Raw genomic sequence first — 24,443 nt, forward strand, 5'->3', positions numbered from 1 at the left:
ATATGGGAGGTCTCCTTCAAAACAGGAAATAACGCTGTGCCATAGGTAGGCTTTCCGCAGGCTGGCACGTCAACAATTCCCCATCAGCACGCACTTCGTAGGTTTCAGGGTTCACCTCAATCTCGGGCAGGGCGTCGTTGAGGATGAGGTCCTTTTTGCCGATTCCACGTGTGTTTGCGACGGCCACTGTCTGCTTGGCCAAGCCAAGCGTGTCGCTGATCCCAAGTGAGTGTGCGGCCGCGCTGACAAAGGTTACGGCGGAATGTTCGACGTTCCGTCCATAGGCCGCGAACATTGGCCGGGAATAGACCGGCTGTGGTGTGGGGATAGACGCATTCGGGTCGCCCATTTGCGCGCAAGCGATAGAGCCACCCAGTAAGACCATCTCGGGTTTCACGCCGAAAAAGGTGGGGTTCCAAAGGCAAAGATCTGCCCGTTTACCCACCTCGATACTTCCGATCTCGTGTGCGATGCCGTGGGCAATTGCTGGATTGATTGTGTACTTCGCCACATAGCGTCGCACACGCATATTATCGTTTTCTCCCTTTTCCTCAGGCAGGCGCCCGCGCTGCTTCTTCATCTTATCAGCGGTCTGCCATGTGCGGATGATGACTTCACCTACACGACCCATGGCCTGGCTGTCGGACGCTATTATGGAGAACGCGCCCATGTCATGCAGGATATCCTCGGCGGCGATGGTTTCGCGCCGGATGCGACTTTCCGCGAAAGCCACATCCTCAGGAATGGATTTGTCGAGGTGGTGGCACACCATCAGCATATCCAGATGTTCCTCCACCGTATTCACAGTGAAAGGGCGCGTTGGGTTCGTGGATGAGGGCAGCACGTTCGCATCGCCACAAATCTTGATGATATCTGGGGCATGGCCACCGCCGGCACCTTCGGTGTGGAACGCATGAATCGTGCGACCCTTGATTGCCGCGATCGTATTCTCCACAAAACCGGACTCGTTGAGCGTGTCGGTATGGATCATCACTTGCACGTCCATATCGTCCGCAACCGACAAGCAGCAATCAATGGCGCCCGGGGTGGTTCCCCAATCCTCATGCAACTTCATGGCGCACGCCCCGGCTTTGACCTGCTCTTCCAATGCGCGGGGGAGCGAGGCATTGCCCTTGCCGGCAAATGCGAGGTTCATCGGGAATGCATCAGCAGCCTGCAGCATCCGCCCGATATGCCAAGGACCGGGTGTGCAGGTGGTTGCGAGCGTGCCATGGGCGGGGCCGGTTCCGCCACCAAGCATGGTCGTTAGTCCTGAATGAAGAGCGTCCTCAATCTGTTGCGGGCAGATGAAGTGAATATGGCTATCAAACCCGCCTGCGGTCAGAATACGGCCTTCCCCGGCAATAGCCTCTGTCCCCGGACCTACAATGATGTTCACGCCGGGCTGCGTGTCGGGATTGCCTGCCTTGCCGATGGCCGCGATGCGCCCATCCTTCAAACCGATATCTGCTTTGATGATGCCGGTATGATCCACGATCAAGGCGTTTGTGATGACCGTATCCACCGCACCATCGGCGCGCGAGGTCTGAGCCTGCCCCATACCATCGCGGATCACCTTTCCGCCGCCAAACTTGACCTCTTCGCCATAGCTCAACGCATTTTGGCCTGAACCGCCGGTTACGGCTTGGCCAACGGCCTCGGCCGTCAGATCGCGTTCCACTTCAATGATAAGATCCGTATCGGCCAGCCGCACCTTGTCGCCCACGGTGGGCCCGAACATAGCAGCATAGTCGGCGCGTTTGATTGAAGTTGCCATGGCCTACAGATCTCCCATGATCTTTTGATTGAAGCCAAAGATCCGGCGGGCCCCGGCGATCTGGATCAGGGCGACCTCGCGCCGTTGACCGGGCTCGAACCGCACGGCAGTTCCAGCGGCAATATCCAAACGGTGCCCACGGGCGGCCTCACGGTCAAACTCCAGCGCCGCGTTGGCTTCGGCAAAATGGTAGTGGCTGCCAACCTGAACGGGCCTGTCACCTGTGTTGGCAACCATAAGCGTGATCGCCTGGCGGCTATCATTGAGGGTGATTTCGCCCTCGGCTGGAATGATTTCTCCGGGGATCATCGCACGGCCTCCATCATCGGATCGGTTGGTGGACGGTCACCAGTTTTGTTCCGTCTGGAAAAGTCGCCTCGACTTGCACCTCGTGAATCATCTCGGGCACGCCATCCATGCATTGCTCGCGCGTGATCACCCGCGCGCCCGCCTGCATCATATCCGCGACCGACCGCCCGTCACGCGCGCCTTCGACCACTGCGTCGGTGATCAGCGCAATCGCCTCAGGATGGTTTAGCTTCACGCCGCGGGCCAGACGTTTGCGGGCCACCTCGGCGGCCATGGCCACCAACAATTTGTCTTTTTCTCGGGGGTCAGATTCATCTTACAGCATCCAGCATCGGGGTAAGTCGGGTTGATAGAGTTGGTTCAACACGGGAATAAGGCTTTTGCGAAGCGCGAAGCCGTCAGGGGCCAACAGGCGCAACACAAGTACATCCGGCAAAAGAAGCGAGGCTCCGGCAGTCGCCGGAAGGAGGTCACGGACTGGATCAAACTGGCTTTCTGCATCAGCAGCGATGTAAACTAAAGAGGCCATTGCGCGGGCCGAATTGGCAACGAACGGGCGGTCCAACTGTTGCTGGATGTCACCTTCCAGACGTGTTGCATCCAGGTAAATGGGCGTGCCGTCGCGCACTATCTCAACTCGGTCTGAAAACACCCCAGCGTGCACCTTCTCTTGCATCGCAGTACGGCCAAAAACGACGGGCTCGCAAAAAAGCAGCTCTGCATTGTCTTGAAGGCTTATGTGCGTGCGACGGGTCAATGCGCAGCCGTCGAACAGGATGGTTTCCTGTGGAAGCCAATTCAGGCGCGCCGACGGACCAACGCTAATCCTGTTTGCGATGCGCCCGGGTTCCGATCCGATTGCGCGATAGGCCCGCTCAGCCGCCTGGGTCGTCAATGTACAATCGGAGGCGATTTCTGCAGTGCACGAGTAGGCATCACCGCCGGTCACACCGCCTGCGGTGTTCACAAGTACCGCATCCAGGTGCTTGCCCGAGCGACGGGGGAAGAGGCATTTCAGAGAACCGGATTGGCGGAGGTCCCCAATCTCGGATCGATTGCGCCTTGATTTCACGCCCAGAAATACGTCGCCAATGGCCCGCGGCTGCACGGGTGTCGCAGCAGCTGCGCTGATGTTTTTCGACTGAGTGATACGCGGGCCTCACGAATTCTTCCGCTCCCAATTTCATCGAGTCGCACAGGGATGGCTACTGATTTTGCCATATTCGGCGCGCCCGTCCTTGATCCGCCAACTTTTTAGGCAAAAGCTCACAGTGCGCTCAAAAAGCCATCAAGCAAATGCGACGGTTCGCACGGATCGTTGTACTCTGGTCGTCTCGGTCTGCAATGACTTCGCGGGCTCCGCCTTAAGCCGGCTCACTCACCGAATTTCGCTCATTCGGTGATTTTCCAAGAATGATCATGCCAAGCAGGTCGTCATCCGTGACGTCCGAAGTATTTACCGTTCCGACCAATTTGCCGTTTTTCATCACGCTCGCCCGATCGCAGAGCTTCAGAACTTGGTGCACATCGTGGTCGATCAGAAAGATGCCGATGCCCTCGGCCTTCAGTTGTTCGATCAACTCAGCCACCATCTGGGTTTCCTGAGGGCCAAGTGCGGCTGTCGGTTCGTCCATGATCAAGATGCGCGCATTGAAGTACACGGCACGCGCGATTGCCACGGATTGGCGCTGGCCGCCAGAAAGCGCTGAGACGGGTGCACTGAATTTCTGGAAATTCGGGTTCAGGCGGCCCATGATTTTGCGCGTTTCCGCTTCCATCGCATCGTCGTCGACGAGGCCGAGTTTGGTCGTTAGCTCGCGACCCAGAAACAAGTTAGCAGACGCATCGAGGTTATCGGCCAAAGCCAATGTCTGGTAGATCGTCTCGACGTTGTAGGATCGTGCTTCCCGCGGGTTGGTGATCGTGGCCTTTTTCCCGTCGATATAGATTTCGCCACTGTCGGGCGTGTAGGCCCCGGAAAGCATCTTTATGAGCGTCGATTTACCTGCACCGTTGTGGCCAAGTAGGCCCACAACTTCACCTGGATGGAGATCTACACTGACATCATCCACAGCGCGAACACCGCCGAATGAAATCGACATATTGCGCATTTCCACAAGGGGGTAGTCATCTCAGCGCGCTCCCAGACGTTTGCGGTAGATTGTGTCGATCAGGACAGCCAGCACCAAGACGACACCAACGACGATATTCTGATAGGGCGTCGGCATACCGACCATGGCCATGCCGGATTGCAGGCTCTGCATGATCAGTGCGCCAAGGATCGCACCATAGATCGTACCTGCGCCGCCTGCCAAAGCGGTGCCGCCGATGACAGCGGCGGCGATGACGCGCAATTCGTCCAGCGTGCCAATATCGTTGGTGTGGTTCGCCAGATCGCGCCGAGGCAACGACCGCGGACAAAGCGCATAGCACACCCATTATCGTGAAAATCTTGACGGTCAGTAGGCGTGTATTGATACCCGAAAGCTCGGCAGCATCCGGGTTGCCGCCGGTCGCAAAGATGTAACGCCCCAAGCGGGTTTTGCGCGCGATCACAGTCATGATGATGGCCACGGCGATCAGAATGAAAACGGAGATCGGCAAACCGTATCCTTGCGTGAAGCCCTCTGGCATCACTTCTCCGTTTGCCTCGAACATGCGCTCAAGCCGACGGGTTGGGATCTGGTAGGCGTTCAGGATTGCGATGAATCCGAGGATCGAGGACGCTGCCAAAGTGGACATGACAACTTCGGCCCAGACAGGCTTAACCTCAAAACCATGTCGCAGTTTCGCGCGTCGACCAGCCCACATCGCGGCAACGGCGGCCGTGGCCAGGATGACCCCCACGGCCCAAGACAGGCTTGGGCCGAGGGTGCCATTGGTTCCGCCAAACACCAGGAAGGTCGAGATCGAGCGGACCAATCGTTGCGCCGTTGGTCAGGAACCAGGCGACGTTGCGCCACACAAGGAACCCCCCAAGCGTCACGATGAAAGCCGGAATTGCGAGGTATCCAATCAAATAGCCCTGAAATGCGCCGATCACCGCGCCGGCCAAAAGACCCACAAGGATAGTTATAATCCACGTTGCGGGATGGTTAAGCCCGAAGCCAAGCATCTGAGGCAGAATGTCCGTCTGCGTCATCGCCATGATGGCCGAGCAGGTTGCCAGCAGCGCGCCGACTGACAGATCGATGTGTCGGTTAACAATCACAAACACCATGCCGCAGGCCATGATCGCGACCGAAACCGTCTGGATCGTCAGGTTGAATATGTTGCGGGGCGTCAGGAAACGACCTTCAGTGATCACGTTGAAGAGGATGCACAGCACCACGAAGGCGGCAACCATTCCAAGAAGGCGCGTATCCAATCCGAGCTTCTTGAAGAACGATGTCTCCGCAGGGGGCGGGGACAAGTCGGCGGTGTCAGTCATGGCCAGCTCCGGCGCGTTGTACGTTTGACAATAAAAGACGCCCCATCCCCCTTTGAGATGGGGCGTCTAATTCACTTAGCACCAATCAATGGGATCAGTTACAGGGCGCGGGGCCGTCCGTGACACCTTGGCAGAGTGCATCAAGCTCAATCCAGCCTGCATCCACGACGACCGACAGGTTCTCCGCTGTGATCGGGACAGGCGTCAGGAACATCGAGGTCATGGTCACGCCACCTGGCGAGGTCCATTCCTGTGCACCCTCAATGTCACCCATCGCAGCGCCGCCAGCCAATGCCACGGCGATTTCGGCCGCCGCGCGGCCCAAATCACGGGCATCTTTCCAAACCGAAACGGTCTGCGTGCCAAGAGCCACCCGGTTCAGTGCGGCATGGTCACCGTCCTGACCCGAGACAGGGATGCCGTCCATGCCCTGCGCAGCAAGAGCTGCGACAACGCCGCCAGCGGTGCCGTCGTTTGAGGCGACAACCGCATCAACTTCGTTGTCCACAGCGGTCAGGATCTGTTCCATATTGCGCTGTGCGTTCGCAGGCAGCCAACCATCCGTATAGGCCTCGCCAACAATGGTGATCGCGCCGGACGCAACGGCATCGGCAAGGATTTCATCCTGGCCGCCCCGCAGGAAGTCTGCGTTCGGGTCGGTGGGCGAGCCCATGATCATGACGTAGTTGCCTTCAGGTTGTGCCGCGAAAACCTCGCGTGCCTGCATCCGGCCAACCTCGACATTGTCAAACGTCAGATAGAAGGCGCGGTCATCCTCAATCAGTCGGTCATAGGCAATAACCGGGATACCCTCGTCAGCGGCCAGTTGAACGGCGGGTCCGATGGCTGCGGCGTCTTGAGCTAGGATAATCAGGGCATCAACGCCCTGTGCGATCAGGCTTTCAACGTCAGAAAGCTGACGTGAAGATGAGGATTGGGCGTCCGCCGAAAGGTAACCCGCACCAGCAGCTTCCAGCGCCGCAACAATCGCCGCTTCGTCGGTCTGCCAACGCTCTTCCTGGAAATTCGACCAGCTCACGCCAACGGTGATGTCCTGCGCGAAGACGGCGGTTGTAGCCATAATCGACATGGCCCCTGCGGCCAGAAGTGATTTGATATTCATGATGTCCTCCCATGGTTTTCGCGCAGGCCTTTTCGGCATTTGCCACGATGGGCTTTGCGCTCGCAAAACTTCTAGCATATTTTTTTCATGACACAAATTAAATATGCTACCTTGCGTCAGGCACTCGTGAAATCTCAGGGACTTCCGCATAAAAAGTGTGTATTTCGAGAAGGCTACGGAATGAGAAGGGGAGGGTCCGCAATCGATGCAAGATCAACGAGAAAGCGGTCGCCAGATGGTGTTCGAAGCGATTCGGAACGCCAACCAAATCGCAAGGATTGATATCGCCAAGGCCACCTCGATCAGTCCCGCCACGGTCACGGCGATCACATCGGAGCTCCTGTCAGCCGGTCTGATCACTGAGTTGCATTCTGATCCAGTTCCCGGGGTCGCAAAGCGTGGACGCCCGCGCGTCGCTTTGTCCGTGCGGGGCGATGCTTTTCTCATTGCCGGTATGAAGATTGCAGATCGGCATGCTTCCGTTGTGTTGCTCGATTTCGTCGGCGAGACGATTGGCGAATACTCGCAACCCATTCCGAATGGTCAGATGGGTGCGGATGAGTTCGCGGCGGTCATTCACGACGTTCTCCATGCTGCTTGCAACGAATGCGGAAGACGTCTTGAGGATGTTACCGGCCTTGGCCTCGGTATGGCTGGTCTGATCGATGCTGCGCGAAATTTCGTCTATTGGTCCCCGAGCCTGAAGGCCCGCAACGTTGAGTTTGGCGAAGCGTTGTCCAGCGTTCTGCCAATGCCGGTCTTTCTTGATAATGACGCGAACCTTGTCGCCAAGGCCGAACAGCATTTCGGTGAAGGGCAGGGTGAGACCGATTTCATCGTCATCACGATCGAACAAGGTGTCGGAATGGGCATCGTGATCGGCAACGAAATCTACCGCGGGGAGCGGGGCTGTGGCGCGGAACTGGGACACACCAAAGTCCAACTTGAAGGGGCGATGTGCCGCTGTGGTCAGCGCGGATGTCTTGAAGCCTATGTTGGTGACTATGCCTTGCTACGAGAGGCCTCGGTACACGGGCAAGGCATCCCGCACGATAGTGTCGCAGCCCTATACGCCCATGCGAAGGCCGGCGATGCGACTGCGCTGAGCATCTTTGAGCGCGCCGGTCGTATGCTGGGAATGGGATTGGTCAACGTGATCAACATCTTCGACCCCAAATTGGTCATTTTGTCAGGTGAGCAAGCTTCGCTGGATTTCTTTGACGGTGATCGTTTGCTGGAGTGGGTGAAATCCAGCGTGGTGCAAGTCGATGCCCCTCTGCCCGAGATCCGCGTGCACCGTTGGGGCGACCTTATGTGGGCCAAAGGTGCAGCCGCCTATGCGATTGAAGCCGTGACCCGGCAGAAAATTAAGGGGCTGTCGCGTGATGCGGCCTAAGATTGCGGCATTCGGTCTTTGCATCGCGCTGCCGGTATCGGCCGATCCGATTTTTGAGCCGCGAGAAATTGCGCCGCATATCTACACTGGCGGCTGGGAATTCTTTGTCGGTGGCGGGCTTTCAAGTTTTGACTGCAATGGTGACGCCTTGCCCGAACTCTTGGCGGCAGGGGGCGAAAACCCAGCACAGCTTTTCTTGAACCAAAGCGACGAGGATTTGCGTTTCGAAGCCATCGACAGCGCCCTGTCTGTTACGCAAGTGATCGGAACCTATCCGCTCGACATCGATAGTGATGGACACATGGACCTTGTGGTTCTGCGTGTTGGGCAGAACCAGATCTTTCGCGGTGTCGGCAACTGTGCATTCGAACTTTGGGACGGGGTTCCTTTGCCGGACGACGAAAGCTGGACAACCGCCTTTTCCGCCACGTGGGAACGCGACAATTTCATGCCCACACTCGCCTTTGGAAACTACGTAGATAGATCCGACCCAAGTGGCCCGTTTGGCACCTGCACCCCCAATCAGCTCTATCGCCCTGATGGAGATACCTATTTCGCTCCGGTGTTTTTGGAGCCAGGGTTCTGCGCCTTGTCCATGTTGTTTTCAGATTGGGCACGCCAGGGTCATTCGGACCTACGTGTTTCAAACGATCGGCACTACTACGTGCGTGATGGGGCTGAGCAATTGTGGGCGATGGAGGCTGAACCGCGCCTCTACTCTGAAGACGACGGCTGGATGCGCCATCAGCTTTGGGGCATGGGCATTGCTTCGCATGACATTAACGGCGACGGATGGTCGGAAGTTTATCTGACCTCCATGGGCGATCAGCGCTTGCAGCTGCGCGACCCCGAGGTCGGTACGCCGACCTACACGGATGCGCCCTTTGACCGAGGCGCGACCGCGCATCGTCCCTATACGGGCGGCGATGGACGCCCATCCACCGGATGGCACCCTGCCTTTGGGGACGTCGACAACGACGGCTTGATCGATCTGTTTGTCACCAAAGGTAACGTGGAGCAAATGCCTGGCAGCGCGATGGACGACCCGAACAACCTGCTGCGTGGACTGCCAGATGGTTCCTTTGTTGAGGTGGGACTTCAGGCTGGAATTGCCACGATGGAGCGCTCGCGCGGTGCGGTGCTGACTGATCTGAACAGCGATGGGTTGCTTGACATTGCTGTCGTCAATCGTGGTGCGCCGATGGAACTCTACCAAAACGTCACCGAAAATGTGGGAGCATGGCTTTCGATTGACCTTCGGCAAACCGGCGCCAACGCGAGAGCTGTGGGCGCTTATGTTGAACTTCGGGCGAGAGGAGCGTTTGTGGACCCAAGAACTAACCGTCGGTGGCGGCCATGCAGGGGGCAGTGCAGGACCGCTGCATTTCGGATTGGGTTCGTCTGAACTTGTCGACGTGACGGTGTTTTGGCCGGACGGATCAACAAGCGAGCATCCCGACGTAATGGCCAATCAGCGCGTCACGTTAGAGCGCCCCTAGCGCGGCACGTCTAACCCGCTGGGAACGTTGTTGGGTACGCCATACCGTCCAATCAAAGAGGTTTCGTCCGTCAGGGCCTGTAGAAAGGCGATCAAGTCGGAAATCTCAACCTCACTGAGCGTTTGAGGCGCAAGCTCGTTTGCCGCAGCGATTTCTGCCATTGCTTCCGGATCGTCCAGTACCCGCCAATCGTCCGAGCCCGGAAGGTTCGGAAGAATGGCTTGCGTGCGATCATATGCGTACAGTGAGGCAACCGGATCAAGATGATGGCGGATCACGGCCTCTAGCGTCGCGTACGCGCCGGAATGACCATAAGGTGCAGTCTCGGCCACATTGCGTAAGGATGGCGTGCGGAACGCATAGGCATCCTCAGGATTACCCGTCACGCGCATTCGCCCAATGTCGAGAGCATGGTCCTCAAACCGGGCTGCCTTTCCGGGCCCAAGTTGCGGCATCGCTATGGCATGGAAATCGTGATCAGTCTGGAATTGCCCGGAATGGCACGCCGCGCACCCTGCGGCGCCATAGAACAGATTCATGCCACGCATTGCGGCTGCGCTTAACGAACTTTCGCCACGCAGATACCGATCGAACGGGCTGTCATCCGCCCGCCATTCCACGGCGATGAACTCTGCCAAAAGATCAGAGATATCTGTGAAACCGATCTGATGACCTTCACCGTAGATCGCATCGATCCGGGCTTGATATTCCGGCACAGCCCCAACGCGGGCAGAGATTTGGTCCCATGCACCTCCTTCAAGCGAAAGGTGTCCCAAACGCACGGATTGGGCGATCGGGTTCTCGGAATAGTGCCCGGCCATCTCGTCGGCGGACAAAACCGGGAACATGGCCTGTGCCGAAAGTACAGACGCAAACCCGTCGGTCATCGCATCGCCCAAGGGCGTACGAATACCGTTTGGACGTGTCGGATCGGCTTCCAATCGCCCATCGTGAAACATTACGCTGAATTCCTCGGCGCCCAGATTGAACAGGGCAGGGGAGTGCCTTGGGATGCGTTGCTCCGGAAGATTGTCCGGATCGACTCGCCGCTCCGGCCCTAAGCCGAAGGCTCCATCGCCAAGCCCCAATGATAGCCCGTCAGATGTTGCGAAACGCGGGTGGTGGCATGTCGCGCAAGCCACGCTTTCGTTGCCGGACAGGATCGGGTCAAAGAACAGGAGCTGCCCTAGCTCCACGCGCTCAGGTGCGAATTCGCCAAATTCGGCCATCTCAAAGCGCAGAAGGTCGGCCGGGTCAGCGAGCAGGGGGAAAGGCAATGCCAGCACGGCGATGCCCAAACCGCGTGTGATGAGCTGCTTCCTTGACCCAGAAGGCATGGGTCAAACGTACCCGTTGACGATGTTCTCCAGCAACTCCTGCCGACCGGATTTGACGACAGGTTGGATATCCTTCGCCAGAACCTCGGCCTCAATCTCTTCAAAGGACCGCTTGCCTGCCAGCATGTCTTGCGCTTCAGGCGTGTCCCAACCGGCATATCGCGCGTCCAAGGGGGCAGACAAAGCGCCATCTTCAATCATCGCCGCCGCCGCTTTCACAGCACGGGCGCACACGTCCATCCCACCGATGTGCGCGATCAAAAGATCTTCCGGTTCGATCGATTGGCGGCGGAGCTTGGCATCAAAATTGGTACCGCCACTGGTGAAGCCACCGCCTTGCAGGATGTGGTAATAGGCAAGTGCGACTTCAGGAACTGAGTTCGGGAACTGATCCGTATCCCAACCGGACTGGTAGTCGTTCCGGTTCATGTCGATGGACCCGAAAATTCCAAGCGCCTGAGCCATCGCAATCTCATGCTCGAACGTGTGTCCCGCCAGAATCGCATGGCCTTGCTCGATGTTCACTTTGATTTCATTCTCAAGCCCATGGCGCTTCAGAAAGCCATATACCGTCGCAACGTCGAAATCGTATTGATGCTTCGACGGTTCTTGTGGCTTGGGTTCGATCAGGATGGTGCCCTTGAACCCGATCCTATGCTTGTGCTCGACCACCAAATTCATGAACCGACCCATCTGCGCATCTTCGCGGCCAAGATCCGTGTTCAGAAGGGTCTCATACCCTTCGCGGCCGCCCCAAAGCACGTAGTTCTCTCCGTTCAAAGCATGCGTGGCATCCATGCACGCTTTCACAGTGGCCGCCGCGAAGGCGAAGACTTCGGGGTCAGGGTTCGTCGAGGCACCGCCCATGAAACGGCGATTTGACGTCATATTGGCCGTGCCCCACAGCAGCTTTGTGCCCGTTTCCTCCATCTTGCCGGCGAAATATTCAGTCATCACCTGCAGATCGCGCAGATTGTCGGCGTGACTGTCGTGGTCAGGTCGCACGTCGTAGTCGTGGAAACAGAAGTACGGCGCCTTCAACAGTTGGAACATGTCGAACGCGGCATCTGCTTTCATGCGGCACAAATCCATCGTGTCGCCGGGGAACCATGGGCGATCAAACGTCTGGGCGCCAAACGGGTCCGTGCCGGGCCATACGAAACTGTGCCAATAACAGACTGCGACGCGCAGGTGCTCTTCCATGCGCTTGCCCATGACAACCTCATCAGGGTTGTAGTGCCGGAACGCGAGCGCCGAGGTGCTTGCGGGCCCTTCGAATGGAATGGAGTCGATGCCGGCAAAAAAACGTGAGCTCATGAGAGGGCTGCCTTTATGTTGGGATAGAGGGCCTGATATTGAGCGTAAGAGGCTTCGTACGCCGCGCTCAAAGAGCGATCAGGTTCAATGATATGGTCAATTTCGGGTTGGACCATTGTGTCGGTGATGCTGTGCCCATCACCCACCATCGCAAGCCGCACCGCGCCCAACGCGGCTCCGAACTCACCGTCAGCAGGGCGGGCAAGCGGAACGTCGAGGATCGTGGCAAGGGCGTGGAGCCAGTAGCTTGACTTCGTGCCGCCACCCACCGCGATTAACTGGTCAACCTGTGCGCCCGTTGACCTTAGGGCCCCGAGCGAGTCCCGTAGCGCAAAGCCTACGCCCTGCATGACCGCTGCTGTCAGGTCGCTTCGATCCTGGGCGATGTCCAATCCTATGAACCCGCCGCGTATTTCCGCGTCGTTGTGCGGCGTGCGTTCACCGGAAAGGTACGGCAGGAAATGTGTGGCGCTCGGCGCTGTCGGGCAATCCGGCAATTGGCTAGCCAAATTGGCAGGGTCTTCACCAACGAGGCGCCCAAGCCAATTCAGGGCGTCCGTTGCCGCGAGAATGACACCCATCTGATACCACCGATCTGGAAGCGCGTGGCAGAAAGTGTGAACCGCAGTGTCCGGATCCGGGCGTGCAGGCGTCGCGTGCCGCGAGGATGACACCGGATGTTCCAAGCGACACGAAGGCCTGCCTCTCCTCCACGCAACCGGATCCGCAGGCTGCGGCCGCATTGTCAGCTGCGCCTCCGACAACTATTGCGGAGTGAGGGATACCAAACTCTTCAGCGACGGATGCACGCAACGCGCCGGAAATCTCTGACCCCTCTACAAGATGGGGCATCTGCCCTAGGCGCATCCCACCTTTTGCTAGAAGAACCTCTGACCATTTGCGGCCCTGCAACGTCACACCATGATGTGCCAGCCGCGTCTGACAAATCCGTTGCGTGCTGACCCGTAAGGTAGAGCCGCAAGTAATCCTTTGGCAGAATGACCTTAACGATCCGGTCAAACAGGTCCGCTTCCTGCGCGGCCATCCAAGCAAGCTTGGGCGCAGTGAATCCGGGAAACACAATATTCCCCGAAATTCTGCGAAACTGTGGATCGGAATCCAGCGCAGCGGCTTCGTTTGCTGAACGTGTATCATTCCAAAGAATGCACGGGCGAAGCGCTTTGTCTGATCCATCAAGGGCGACTGCGCCGTGCATTTGGCCGGAAAGCCCGATCGCACGCACATGGGACAAGGCAGCACGGCTTCTGGGCCCGCAATGCTGACTAGACAAGACCGCAGGCCGTCGATCCAGGCGTCAGGGTCTTGTTCGCTCCAACCCTGATGCGGGTTCTGAACAGTGAACGAAGCCGATGCAGAGTCCATAGTTCGACCGGCATCATCAGTGAGCAAGGCGCGCAGACCCGACGTCCCAAGATCCAGACCGAGATACATATTCCTCCCAACGCGCTCGTTATGGCTAATTATTTTTTCTACAAAAATAAATCAGCGAAAATGCGTTGAGTGTCAAGCCCGTGCCGCATGACACGCCGAGCGGAAGGGCATGCATTGTGGAGCGAGCGGGCCTGGGCCGCACAAGATCTTTGGCTTTGACCCGCCCAAATGAATGGGCGCCCATAACATTGGGCGCCCTCAATTCTCGCTTTGCTGAAACGGCCAAGTTTCCGTCTTTTGGCCCAGAAATGGCTCTAGCTCCCTCGGCCTGCGACGATCCGGTCGAGGATCATAGCACAGAAGAGGATGGCCAGGCCCGCCAGAAGCCCTTGGCCGGCGGCAGCAAATTGCAGCGCTTCCAGGACATCTTCGCCGAGGCCTTGCGCCCCGATCAGGGAGGCAACCACAACCATCGCCAGCGACATGAGGATCGTCTGGTTCACACCAGCCATGATGGTCTTGGCAGCCAGTGGCAACTCAACCCGCCACAGCAAATACCGGGGCGTGGCGCCGAACGCTAAGGCGGCTTCACGCACCGTCTCGGGCACCTGTTGCAAGCCCAGAACCGTGAATCGGATCACGGGTGGCGAGCCGAAGATCATCGTCGCGACCACGCCCGCTGGCTTGCCAGAGCCGATAAAGGCCACGACCGGGATCAGATAGACGAATGACGGCATCGACTGCATGAAGTCGAGGATCGGGCGGACAATCGAATACGCCCGTGGCCGCCGCGCGCAGTAGATGCCAAAGGGAATGCCGAGTGTGATCGAGATCAGAGCAGCTGCGCCCAGAAGCGCGACGGTTGTCATCGCCTTTTCCCAGAAGTCGAGCAGGCCCAAATAGGCAAGCGCGACACCGGTGAAGATCGCCAGACGCGGACCCGCGCTAAGATAGGCGAGCATCAGGATCACGAAGGCCACGACGGGCCAAGGTGTATCCACAAGGATGACCTCGATCGCATCAAGGAGGTTTCGCATGCCAGCCGTAATTGTATCAAACACACCGCGCCCGGCGCGGCGAAGCCAATCGAACCCGTCCTGAATCCAGTCACCCACAGCCAAGCGCCAGTTCCCGTCAGTTGGAAACTCTGCAAGCAGGGCAAACGCTGTTGGCTGCGCAAATTGCATAGCTGACAAAATCACGGTGGCCACAAACATGATGGTTGCAAGGGCCATGCGCGGCATGGACCAACCCGACGCGAGCGAGCGGTCTGAGCGCCACTTCGCAAACTGATGTTCCAAGGTCGAATTCGCCAGCGCAGCTTGGATGAATTTAACGATGCCAAGGGCTACCAAGCCACCGCCGATGAACCAAAGACCGGTTGCATCCGCTGCCGTCGCCGCCGCTTCGGCGTCGGCCAAGGCCCCTTCCAAGGCTTCAGCTGCGTTTCTGAGGCTTTGAACGGTTGAGGTGTTTCCAGAACTCTCCGCCGCTTCAATCTGCTGATAGCGCAGATCCAGCGTGGCCTGGATGCTTTCGGCCCGCGTCCGCTGGTCCGAGCCCAGATCACCAAACAAGCCCATGCCGATCTGGATAAAGGCCGCAGTTTCAAGGATCAGGAAGCCCAGGAACCAGTTCCACAAGCCCCGTGCGCCGAACCAGATCGGGCCGAGGATGGCCGCAACCCAATTGAGCGTGAATTTGTAGCCGGGCGCTTGAAGGATGCTGCCGAAAACACGCCGGTAGTAGGGCTGCGACTGGCCAACAAATTCGTCAATCAGTGGCTCGAGGCGGGTGATGTCGTTTTCTGTGTTCATGACCTTACCCCTGATTTTCCTTGATCGCCCGGATCAGACCCGAGCGATTGATGACGCCGACGGTTTTGTCGTCTGCCACAACTTTCACGATGCCCGAGCCATCCATGCACAAATCCATCAGCGCGCTGAGGTCCATATCGGGAGCGGCTTCCTTGGCATCTTTTGGGACGTCACCGTGTTCGGATTTGAACCGGTCCACCGGCGTCATAACCGAATGCGCAAAGATCATGTTGAGTTTGGATATCCCTGCCACAAAGTCGCTGACATACTCATCTGCGGGATTGAGGATGATCTCCTCCGGCGTACCGATCTGTACGATACGCCCGTCTTTCATGATCGCGATGCGATTGCCGATGCGGATCGCCTCGTCCAGGTCATGCGTGATGAACATCGTGGTCTTTTTGAGCTCCTTGGACAGAGCCATGAACTGATCCTGCAATTGCTTGCGGATCAACGGGTCCAACGCTGAGAAAGGCTCATCCATCAGAAGGATGTGTGGATCCGAAGCGATGGCGCGGGCGAGGCCCACGCGCTGTTGCATGCCGCCCGAAAGCTCATGGGCGTATTTGTCTTCCCATCCTGTCAATTCCACCAGGTCCAGCACGCGGTCGGCCTCTGCCCATCGCCGCGCTTTGCCGGCCCCGCGGATTTCCAGCGGCATCGCAACATTGTCGCGCACAGTACGGTGCGGCATCAGCCCGAAGTTCTGGAAAGACCATCGCAACCTTATGGTTGCGCAATTCGCGCAACTCGGCGTCGTTGAGGCCCATCACGTCGCGTCCGTCGATGCGGATCTCGCCCGCTGTCGGCTCAAGAAGCCGGTTCACATGTCGCACCAGCGTGGACTTGCCCGAGCCCGACAGGCCCATGATGCAAAACAGCTCCCCTTCTTCGATCTCGAAGCTCGCATCGGCAACGCCAACGACACACCCAAACCGACTAAGGACTTCGGCCTTTCCAAGCCCTTCGGCGTGAATCGCGGCCAAGGCTTCCTTGGAGCGGTCGCCAAAGACCTTCCAGACACCGCGCGCGTCAATTGCGATTTCCTTGGACAAGGCATCGCCCCCCGTAACTCGATCTGCAGAAAATAGATTGACCCCGGCAAGACCATGCCTGCCGGGGTCGGGCTTACCAAACAGGGATCAGTTCAGCCCAAGCCAGCCGTCGATCATGTCGGAATTGGCTTCCATCCAGGTGGCAACGGCTTCATCGATCTCAACGCCATTCTCCACGACCTGGAAGGTCAGCTCCGACAGCTCGGATGCTTCCATGTCGATCGCGCTCAGGAACGCTGCGGCGGCAGGGTTCCGCTCCAGAAGCGAGTTGGAATATGCCACGCGGATTGTCTTGACCGGCTCGCCCGTCATGATCGAGCTCTCTTCGAACCAGTTTGCAGACTGATCCGCTGCAACCATGGTGTACATGGACTCGTCATAGGGCGGCTCTTCCAGCATGGTCACATCGTAAAGCGCATGCACGTAGTGCGGGGCATAACAGTAGAATACTGCGCCTTCCTGCGCCTCGATCAGATCACGCAGACGGCTGTAGAACACCGTCTCGTCCTCGGTGGTGGGTGTCAGAAACGTGCTGATGCCGTAGTCCCGCACACGAACGCTGAACGTGTTGGTTGATGCCCAACCGGATGCACCGACCCAAACTTCACCCATGCCGTCTCCGTCGCTGTCGAACAGCTCCTGCGCGGCGGGCGTTGCAAGATCGTAGATGGTGCGAATGTTGTGCTCTTCGGCCATGTAAGTCGGCACGCATAGGCCCGAGCTTCCTTCATAGGACCCTTCCGAAAGCGATACGGTTTCGGTGTATTCATCAACGAAGCTCTGCTGGTTCGGAAGCCACACATCGGGGTGCACGTCAATGTCGCCACGGCCGCCATCCATGGCGGCAAAGATCACTGCGTTGGCGCCGGGCGCGTAACCCACTTCGCCGCCGAGGCGTGTCTCGATGACCTGACCAATCAGGTTTGCCATGATACGTGCGCCGGGCCAGGATGGCTCGCCGATCATCACGGTCTCCTGCGCGGTTGCGGCACCGGCGGTGATCGCCATGCCAAGCGCAGCAGCGCTAAGTGTCAGTTTTTTCATTAGATCTTCCTCCTGTTGGATCCGATTAAGCCCGAGCTCTGGATCGGCTCGGGTCGATGAATGGAATGTTCGTGACACACGCGTCGACACGTTTCATGCGACCATCAAGCATTCCGATTTCCAGCCTGGTTCCGGGTTCTGAGTGCTCAACGGCAAGGCGTGCCATGGCAATGCCGCGCTCAAGCGAAGGTGAGTGGGTTGCAGACGTGACGATGCCAACAGGTCGCTCACCGGCAAAGACCTGTGCGCCGTGATGGACGAGGTCATCACTGTCCATCAGCAAACCCTTCAACACGCGCCGAGGCGCGCCGGCATTCCGTTCCAGCGCGTCTTTGCCAACAAAGTCTGCTTTCTTGAAATCCACGGCAAAGCCAAGCCCGGCCTCCAATGCATCAACGCCCGGCGCAAACTCAGCGCCCTGCGCGGCGAGCCCGGCTTCGATGCGAATGATTTCCAATGCGGCTCCGCCCATGGGTTTCAGGCCGTGGTCCTCACCGGCCTTCATGACAATGTCCCAAAGCTTGGGGGCATCACTGGTCGCGCAGAACAGTTCGTACCCAAGCTCGCCGGTATAGCCAGAGCGCGCCAACATGAACGGAAGCCCCTCACGATCCCGGACACGTGCCATCGTGACGCCGAACCATTTCAACTCATCCAGCGCGGGAACATGCGGCTGCGTGAAAACAATCTCGCGTAGAATGTCGCGCGACTTCGGCCCCTGAAGCGCGAGGTTCGGCAACACGTCGCTCGAGGCATTGATGCGAACCTGCAGCCCGTATTCAGTTGCCAAAGCCGACAGGTGCCGCCCGCTTTCCTCTGAGCCGCAGCACCAGCGGAACCGCTGCTCTGCGATCCGAAACAGGGTGCCGTCGTCGATGACTTCGCCTTGCGTGTCACACATCAACGCGTAAGTGCCGCGCCACACGGCCAGCTTGGCCACATCGCGGGTCATGGCTTTTTGCAGCAGCCGTTCGGCATCTGGGCCCACGACCTCATATTTCCGCAAACCGCTCATATCCTGCAGCGTGGCGGCGGTCCGACACGCCCAGTATTCTGCAATGGTCCCAACCGTCGAGAACGAGTTCGGGACCCACAAATTGCGAGCAGGCTGGAAGTCGCGGGTGAGCTTGCTGGTTGCCGGGTGAAAGGCCGATTCCTGGCTTAAGGTCACAGGCGCGCTCTCTTTCTCTCGATATGCAACGGCCCGTCGCACCGGGGCGTCGGAACGATAGATCCGGACGTGAATGTCAGTGGGGTTCCAGCCATTTATCGGATCTATTTCGTCCGGGCAGGCCGTGCTGACACACACCAGGGCCTGGATTGCGCGCAAGGTCACGTAGTCGCCTGGCCGGGACCAGCTTTCTTCCGTTTGAATCCGATGCGTTCCGGCATCGATCCAAGTGTTCCAGAAAAAATTGATGGCGGGCCAAGCCGTACGTCGCGCCACACCAAAGGGTTCAACAGCATTCGAAATATTGTCCGAGCAATTCACATGCCCCGGATAGCCGGCCTCTTCATAGCCGCGCGCCGTGCAAGCCATCCCGAACGTGTCATGGCGCCCGCAAGTGTCCTGCACCACATTCAGGAGCGGTGCCATATCGGCATCATAGAATTTGTCGAACAATCCAGGCCCCGGATAGGCCCGCCGCAGCATCGACCGTGTGGCGGTGCTGTCGATCAGACGTTCCTGCCCGGCCTGCAACGCCTCTGCAGAAAAGGCCATGAAGTCAGAGCATTGCTGACCCTCAACATCGATGACCTGCAGGTACTCACCGGGCTGCAATTCATACGCTTTTGCCGTGCCGCGGAGAATGGTGAACTCGTCTCGGACCTCCCCCAACGGAGGTGGAAGAAGCGGGCTGTTGCGTGAAATGGAGCGGACGGAAACGCGCAGCGCATCCGGCAAAAGCCCGTCCGTCAACAGGGTGCGGTCAAGGCAATTCAAGACCCAGAGTGTGACAGACGAGCGGGCTTTCAGGATTAGCGCTTCGTCGCCGCCACGCAGAGGTGCGACGGGCATGTCATCATCAGGGTTGAGGCCCCGAGCCATAAGCCAACCCGCGATCTCGGCCCGATCAAATCCATCTGGCAACAGGCCCGTGCGGGCATCAAGCCCAAGCGCATCATTTGCAAACCGACCGTCCGCGCCCAAAGCGGAAACAAACGCAGCATGCGTATCCGTCAGGCCCTCGATGCAGATGACGTCATCTGCACAAAGCTCGAAGCGAACCGCTTGCCGTGGATGGACATAGCCTTCTTGCCCCGCCATCGGCGCAGCAAGACCGGGAAAGTGCCGTCCGTTCGGGGCAGGCACTCGGTTTTCGATCAAGTGGATGGGCAGCGCATCCATAGCGTCCACTCTTCATTGTAACCGGTTACAATTGGGTAGAGTTGGCATGCCGCTGAGTCAACAGTTTGCTTTATCGTAGCCGATCTGAGACAGATTAATCGTGAACTCGTCCTTCCCTCCCAAGCGTGCGACATTGCGCGATGTCGCCAGAAATGCCGGCGTTTCAGTGGCAACGGTGTCCCGTGTCTTGAACGGATCAACCCTGGTCACGGACGACACGCGCACCCGCGTGACCCAAGCAATCGAACTGCTTGGGTTTGTGCCAAGTGCAGCGGCGCGGACGCTGAATTCCGGCCGGTCCCGCACCGTGGGTGCGCTCGTGCCGACATTGGACCACTCGATCTTTGCCCGATATCTCGACTCCCTTGAAAACCGGTTGTCTGAACGGGGATATGCCCTCGTTGTTGCGGTCACCGGCGGCCAACCAGAGGTCGAAGAGCGCAAGGCCATGGGCTTGATCGACATGGGGGTCGATGGGCTGATCGTGTCGGGAAAGACCCATACGCAAGGTTTTGATGCGCTGGTCGACCGCTTTCATGTACCAACGTTGATTACGTCGTACTACGACCCTGATGCACGCTATCCGACCGTTGGCTACGACAACGGTGCAATCGCCATGAAGGCCATTGAATTCCTGAAGGCACTTGGACATCGGCGCATCTTTGTGGCCCACGGCCCGGTGGACACCAACGACCGGATTGTCGCGCGGGTGGAGGCGATACGGCGCCACACACGCGACATGGAAGCGGAGTTTCTTTCGGTGTCGATGAACGTGGCTGGCGGCGCGGACGCGGTGCGCCAAATGGCGGGTGCCACTGTCAAACCGTCAGCGCTGCTGTGCCTTTCCGATGTTCAGGCTTTGGGTGCGTTGTTTGAGTTGCAGCGATTGGAGATTCCTGTGCCTGATCAGATCTCGCTCATGGGCTTTGACGATCTCGAATGGTCTGCGGTCAGCCAGCCCGGCATTACGAGTATTCATTTGCCGGCGGAAGCGATGGGTGATGCCGCAGGCGATGCAATTGTCGATTGGATAAAATCTGGCCAGCCTGCGCTGCCCGTCTCGCTTGAGGCCGCCATCAAACAGCGCGCCTCCACCCGAAGCGTATCATCTGAAACGTAGTGGTCGGAAAATAAGCGAAAGAGCGCCCTCAGCCGATTGGGAGAGCCTCATTGTCTCGTTGTGACGTCCGCAATCCCCAAAGAGCCAAAAGACCGCTGGATCGACCAAACGAGACGAACTGCTAGTTTACCCGACTTCCCAGGAGCGGGCACTGCACCGCTCAATCAGGAAATCCAGAAAGACGCGCACCTTGGGCGATAGGACGTTCGATTTTGGGTACACCAGCCAAAGCGCATTCGCCGCTTCCGCTGACCATTCCGGAAGAACTCTGTCGCAAAGCGCCCCGTTGCAAGTCGTCGGAAACGCTCCACGCGGAATTGAGCGAGATGCCCGCGCCATGGACCGTTGCAATCCTCTGACTTGTGCCATCGTCCACAGCCATGCGTGCTTTCGCCTTGCGCGGGTCGAAGTGGCGTTGCTGCCCTTCGGGTCCAATCAGAGTGCGCGGCAACAGATCCTTGAACCCGATAAGAGTATGGCTCTGCAAATCCGAGATTGCGTGCGGCGACCCGTGAGCGTCTAGATAGGATGGAGCCGCACAAAGGATACGCGTGTCATTGGCCAGCTTGCGTCCTTTCAAGCTGGAATCGTCCAGCACCATGTTGCGAAGGGCCAAGTCATAGCTCCCCTCAATCAAGTCGAATTCAGCGTCCGACAATCGCAGGTCCAGGGTGACGTCCGGTTGTAAGTCCAGGAATTCGGGAATAATCGGCGCAATGTACATTTGCGCAAACGTACTTGGTGCGGTGAAACGCAACGTGCCCGACGGCTTGGAATTTCCCTGCCCCAACGCGGCAAGTGCGGCGTCTTCCTGTGCCAAGATCTCGCGCGCGAAGGGGAGGAACTCTGCCCCTTCCAGCGACAGCGAGACCTTCCGCGTTGATCGGTGCAACAAGTCCGCACCGACAATCTGTTCCAGTTTCGCCAACCGAGCACTAGAGACGGCCGGCGCGAGGCCCAAGGCACGACCAGCCGCGCTGATGTTCAGTTTTTCGGCGGCCAACACAAAAAGCCGCAGAGCGTTAGTATCCATCAGATTATATCCAAAATGCGAATTAACAACTCTGTTCTGGGCCGTTTATATGCGGCAATCAATGCCGGATATCTGGTTGAAGGGAACAAAGCTGCGTCCGGAGAACACAGATGCCACGTACTGGAACGGTCAATTACCACGTCCACAAATCTGAGCGTCAGGCCTTTGAGATTGATGCAGATGGGGTCGTCGGCAAACTCGTCTCGCCTGAACTAGCGTCGACTGAGGTTCAGTTGCACGACATCAGGGCAAGCGACGCATGCGTTTCATTTGAAAAAGATGGGATCGCTTTCGCGACCTTTCCGTCGTCCGTCACACATTTTGAAGGCGACACGTGGCAAGCCAACTACGACACGGAATTGACCCGATTTCTGTCCGACATGCTGGGTGCAAAGGAAGTGGTCATCTTTGATCACACAATCCGCGAGGATGATCCCGCGTCCAACCGGAAGCCGGCTCGAAACGTACACAGTGATTACAGTGAGGAAGGCGCCAAGATCCGACTTGTCGATATCTTGGGTGCAGACCGCGCGCAGGCATGGTCTGACGGGCACTATGCGTTCATCAACGTCTGGCGGCCTGTGCTTCATCCAATCAACTCAGCGCCTTTGGCTTTTCTGAAGCCCGACACCGTCGAGGACGAAGACTGGATCTTGATCGACCTGATCTATCCCGATCGGCGGGGCCATATCATGGGACTGGCGGCGAACGACGCCCATCAGTGGATCTACCAATCGAAGATGACACCGGATGAGGTCGCAATTTTCAACATCTACGACAATCAGGGCCTGCACTCCGTGGGCCATAGCGCTGTGGACATGGCCGAAGATCCGACGATCGAAACCATCCGCACCAGCATCGAAAGCCGCACGATCATTCGTTACTAGCGCGGGCGGCTCCACTTACCGACGCGCAAGACCAAAGGGCTAGAACATGACAAAGACAATTCTGATCACGGGCGCCACCGACGGCATTGGCCTGCTAACAGCACAGAAACTTGCCGGCGAAGGCCATAAGGTGCTTCTGCACGGACGCAGCGCCGAGAAGCTCGCTAGAGCCGCGGCGCAGGTTGGCGGCACATCAATGACTTATCAGGCGGACCTTTCCAAAATGGGTGAGGTTCAAGCGATGGCTGACGCGATACTGTCGGACCACGACACGCTGGACGTACTCATAAACAATGCCGGCGTGCTGAAAGCGCCCCATATCAAGACCGAAGCAGGGCGAGATATCCGGTTCGACGTCAACACGATCGCTCCGTATATCCTGACGCGAGCGTTGATGCCGATCATGACGAAAGATGGTCGCGTGGTGAATTTGTCGTCCGCGGCGCAAGCCCCCGTTGACGTTGAGGCTATGACCTCCTTCCGCCCGATGGGCGATATGGAGGCCTATGCGCAAAGCAAACTGGCCATCACAATCTGGAGTGCCGAGATCGCCAAAGAGGTTCCCGACGGTCCTGTCGTCGTCTCAGTCAACCCAGGGTCCTTGCTTGCCTCGAAGATGGTCAAGGAAGGTTTTGGCGTGGCTGGCAACGATCTGAGCATTGGGGCAGATATTCTGGTCGCCGCTGCAACCGGAGTGGACTTCGCCAACGCCTCTGGAAAGTACTTTGACAACGACAGCGGCCGTTTTGCCCCGCCCCACGGCGCCGCGAGCGATCCAAATCAGGTGGCGGCCGTGATGTCAGCCTTGAAAGAGATCACCGGGACCTAACGCACAAGGCCTCCTACACGCAGAGCTCCATTGTTGCGGAAAAATCGCAACTGGTGGGCTACGGATCCAACCCGCTCAATGCGTTTTGTGCGGCGTCCAGAAGAGCGTTGGAGGGAAAGTCGCCAAACCCGAATGCGGTAGACAAACTGGTATGCACGCTCTTCTCAATAGGATGAAGCTCAAGGCACTCGTGAAAGGTGGCAACCGCGTCCGCGCCGGGCGTGTAGCTTTCGTCGGCAAGGATCAGGGCGTGGGCCAAAACGCGCTGACGGCCTCCGCCGATGGGGCGAAGTCTTTGGGCCGTGCCAACAAGTTTGCGTCCGTCGACCGATAGGTTCCAGGCGCCGTCGCAAAAGCTGCCCGGGGTGTCTCCGGTTTTCAGCCGGGAACCATGCGGGCCAAGCCCATCGATGATGATCTGCGTCAGCAACCGGTAGCCCGCTTCGATCGTAAAGCCATTCGGCGCGTCAAACGCGAGAGCAATGTTTACGCTCCCGGGCCCTTGCGGCACAGCACCGCCGCCGGTGGGACGCAGATGAACAGGGTATCCAAGCCCCTCCAAGTCCCGCGCCGCCGCGTCAAAGCCCGCCTTCTTCTCAAAGCGTCTTGGGCAGACCACGGCGCGGGACGCTGCTGACCAAAGCCCAACCTGCTGCCCGCCTGACTCAAACAACCCATGCTCGAAAGCCAGACCTTCGGCCGCGGTTTCTACTTTTGTGATCATGGCT

At 58.2% G+C, this 24,443-nt stretch carries 18 protein-coding genes and 4 pseudogenes; 6 read left to right on the plus strand and 16 right to left on the minus strand.

The window, feature by feature from the left end:
* Positions 1-16: 16 nt before the first annotated feature.
* The 7 genes and pseudogenes from ureC to xylF form a co-directional block, all read right to left on the minus strand.
* Positions 17-1,777 (minus strand): urease subunit alpha, encoded by a 1,761-nt coding sequence (ureC, locus tag ACZ1HK_RS14910; protein ID WP_472629360.1) that lies wholly within the window; start codon positions 1,775-1,777, stop codon positions 17-19.
* Between the two features lie 3 nt (positions 1,778-1,780).
* On the minus strand, positions 1,781-2,086 hold the full coding sequence (locus tag ACZ1HK_RS14915) for an urease subunit beta (protein WP_472629361.1): 306 nt from the start codon (positions 2,084-2,086) through the stop codon (positions 1,781-1,783).
* Positions 2,087-2,099: 13 nt separating this feature from the next.
* Positions 2,100-2,390 (minus strand): annotated as a pseudogene (locus ACZ1HK_RS14920) (urease subunit gamma); the annotation flags it as partial.
* A 12-nt stretch (positions 2,391-2,402) separates the two neighbouring features.
* Positions 2,403-3,194 carry an urease accessory protein UreD gene (locus ACZ1HK_RS14925; RefSeq protein WP_472629362.1) on the minus strand — a complete coding sequence of 264 codons (792 nt, stop codon included), beginning with the start codon at positions 3,192-3,194 and terminating at the stop codon, positions 2,403-2,405.
* Between the two features lie 256 nt (positions 3,195-3,450).
* On the minus strand, positions 3,451-4,188 hold the full coding sequence (locus tag ACZ1HK_RS14930; RefSeq protein WP_472629363.1) for an ATP-binding cassette domain-containing protein: 738 nt from the start codon (positions 4,186-4,188) through the stop codon (positions 3,451-3,453).
* 30 nt (positions 4,189-4,218) lie between these two features.
* Positions 4,219-5,516: pseudogene (locus tag ACZ1HK_RS14935) on the minus strand (sugar ABC transporter permease).
* Positions 5,517-5,610: 94 nt separating this feature from the next.
* The gene (gene xylF / locus ACZ1HK_RS14940; RefSeq protein ID WP_472629364.1) at positions 5,611-6,639 is read right to left on the minus strand and encodes a D-xylose ABC transporter substrate-binding protein; all 1,029 of its coding nucleotides are present in this window, start codon (positions 6,637-6,639) and stop codon (positions 5,611-5,613) included.
* 205 nt (positions 6,640-6,844) lie between these two features.
* Between xylF and ACZ1HK_RS14945 the strand changes: the two genes are divergently transcribed.
* From ACZ1HK_RS14945 to ACZ1HK_RS14955, 3 genes are read left to right on the plus strand one after another with little or no spacing between them, the layout of a single operon-like run.
* Positions 6,845-8,035 carry an ROK family transcriptional regulator gene (locus ACZ1HK_RS14945; protein ID WP_472629365.1) on the plus strand — a complete coding sequence of 397 codons (1,191 nt, stop codon included), beginning with the start codon at positions 6,845-6,847 and terminating at the stop codon, positions 8,033-8,035.
* The gene (locus ACZ1HK_RS14950; RefSeq protein WP_472629366.1) at positions 8,025-9,440 is read left to right on the plus strand and encodes an FG-GAP repeat domain-containing protein; all 1,416 of its coding nucleotides are present in this window, start codon (positions 8,025-8,027) and stop codon (positions 9,438-9,440) included. The genes ACZ1HK_RS14945 and ACZ1HK_RS14950 overlap by 11 nt, the downstream gene beginning before the upstream one ends.
* Complete coding sequence (locus ACZ1HK_RS14955) at positions 9,358-9,534, plus strand: ASPIC/UnbV domain-containing protein (RefSeq protein WP_472629367.1); 177 nt, start codon at positions 9,358-9,360, stop codon at positions 9,532-9,534. The genes ACZ1HK_RS14950 and ACZ1HK_RS14955 overlap by 83 nt, the downstream gene beginning before the upstream one ends.
* On the opposite strand, the gene ACZ1HK_RS14960 is transcribed toward ACZ1HK_RS14955, so the two are convergent.
* The 7 genes and pseudogenes from ACZ1HK_RS14960 to ACZ1HK_RS14990 form a co-directional block, all read right to left on the minus strand.
* Positions 9,531-10,763 carry a cytochrome-c peroxidase gene (locus ACZ1HK_RS14960; protein WP_472630844.1) on the minus strand — a complete coding sequence of 411 codons (1,233 nt, stop codon included), beginning with the start codon at positions 10,761-10,763 and terminating at the stop codon, positions 9,531-9,533. The genes ACZ1HK_RS14955 and ACZ1HK_RS14960 overlap by 4 nt on opposite strands.
* Positions 10,764-10,874: 111 nt before the next feature.
* Entirely contained in the window at positions 10,875-12,188 is a 1,314-nt protein-coding gene (gene xylA / locus ACZ1HK_RS14965; RefSeq protein ID WP_472629368.1) for a xylose isomerase, read from the minus strand.
* Positions 12,185-13,640 (minus strand): annotated as a pseudogene (xylB, locus tag ACZ1HK_RS14970) (xylulokinase). Before xylB ends, xylA begins: the two are co-directional and overlap by 4 nt.
* Before the next feature lie 254 nt (positions 13,641-13,894).
* Positions 13,895-15,397, minus strand: coding sequence for an ABC transporter permease (locus ACZ1HK_RS14975; protein WP_472629369.1), 1,503 nt, complete (start codon positions 15,395-15,397; stop codon positions 13,895-13,897).
* 4 nt (positions 15,398-15,401) lie between these two features.
* Positions 15,402-16,452: pseudogene (locus ACZ1HK_RS14980) on the minus strand (quaternary amine ABC transporter ATP-binding protein).
* Between the two features lie 87 nt (positions 16,453-16,539).
* Positions 16,540-17,496: an ABC transporter substrate-binding protein gene (locus ACZ1HK_RS14985; RefSeq protein ID WP_472629370.1), complete on the minus strand. Its 957-nt coding sequence runs from the start codon at positions 17,494-17,496 to the stop codon at positions 16,540-16,542.
* Positions 17,497-17,521: 25 nt separating this feature from the next.
* Positions 17,522-19,846, minus strand: coding sequence for a DUF1989 domain-containing protein (locus ACZ1HK_RS14990; RefSeq protein ID WP_472629371.1), 2,325 nt, complete (start codon positions 19,844-19,846; stop codon positions 17,522-17,524).
* A gap of 100 nt (positions 19,847-19,946) precedes the next feature.
* Between ACZ1HK_RS14990 and ACZ1HK_RS14995 the strand changes: the two genes are divergently transcribed.
* Positions 19,947-20,966 (plus strand): LacI family DNA-binding transcriptional regulator, encoded by a 1,020-nt coding sequence (locus tag ACZ1HK_RS14995; protein ID WP_472629372.1) that lies wholly within the window; start codon positions 19,947-19,949, stop codon positions 20,964-20,966.
* 160 nt (positions 20,967-21,126) lie between these two features.
* Here the strand turns inward: ACZ1HK_RS14995 and ACZ1HK_RS15000 are convergent, their stop codons facing one another.
* Complete coding sequence (locus tag ACZ1HK_RS15000) at positions 21,127-21,999, minus strand: LysR family transcriptional regulator (RefSeq protein WP_472629373.1); 873 nt, start codon at positions 21,997-21,999, stop codon at positions 21,127-21,129.
* Positions 22,000-22,109: 110 nt separating this feature from the next.
* Here ACZ1HK_RS15000 and ACZ1HK_RS15005 point away from each other — a divergent pair, with 110 nt between their 5' ends.
* Positions 22,110-22,886: a CmcJ/NvfI family oxidoreductase gene (locus ACZ1HK_RS15005; RefSeq protein ID WP_472629374.1), complete on the plus strand. Its 777-nt coding sequence runs from the start codon at positions 22,110-22,112 to the stop codon at positions 22,884-22,886.
* Between the two features lie 46 nt (positions 22,887-22,932).
* Entirely contained in the window at positions 22,933-23,715 is a 783-nt protein-coding gene (locus ACZ1HK_RS15010; RefSeq protein WP_472629375.1) for an SDR family NAD(P)-dependent oxidoreductase, read from the plus strand.
* Between the two features lie 58 nt (positions 23,716-23,773).
* On the opposite strand, the gene ACZ1HK_RS15015 is transcribed toward ACZ1HK_RS15010, so the two are convergent.
* Positions 23,774-24,439, minus strand: a complete 666-nt coding sequence (locus tag ACZ1HK_RS15015; RefSeq protein ID WP_472629376.1) for a lipoate--protein ligase family protein — start codon at positions 24,437-24,439, stop codon at positions 23,774-23,776.
* Positions 24,440-24,443: the final 4 nt, after the last annotated feature.

This window comes from Gymnodinialimonas sp. JB5-7 (assembly GCF_055693405.1).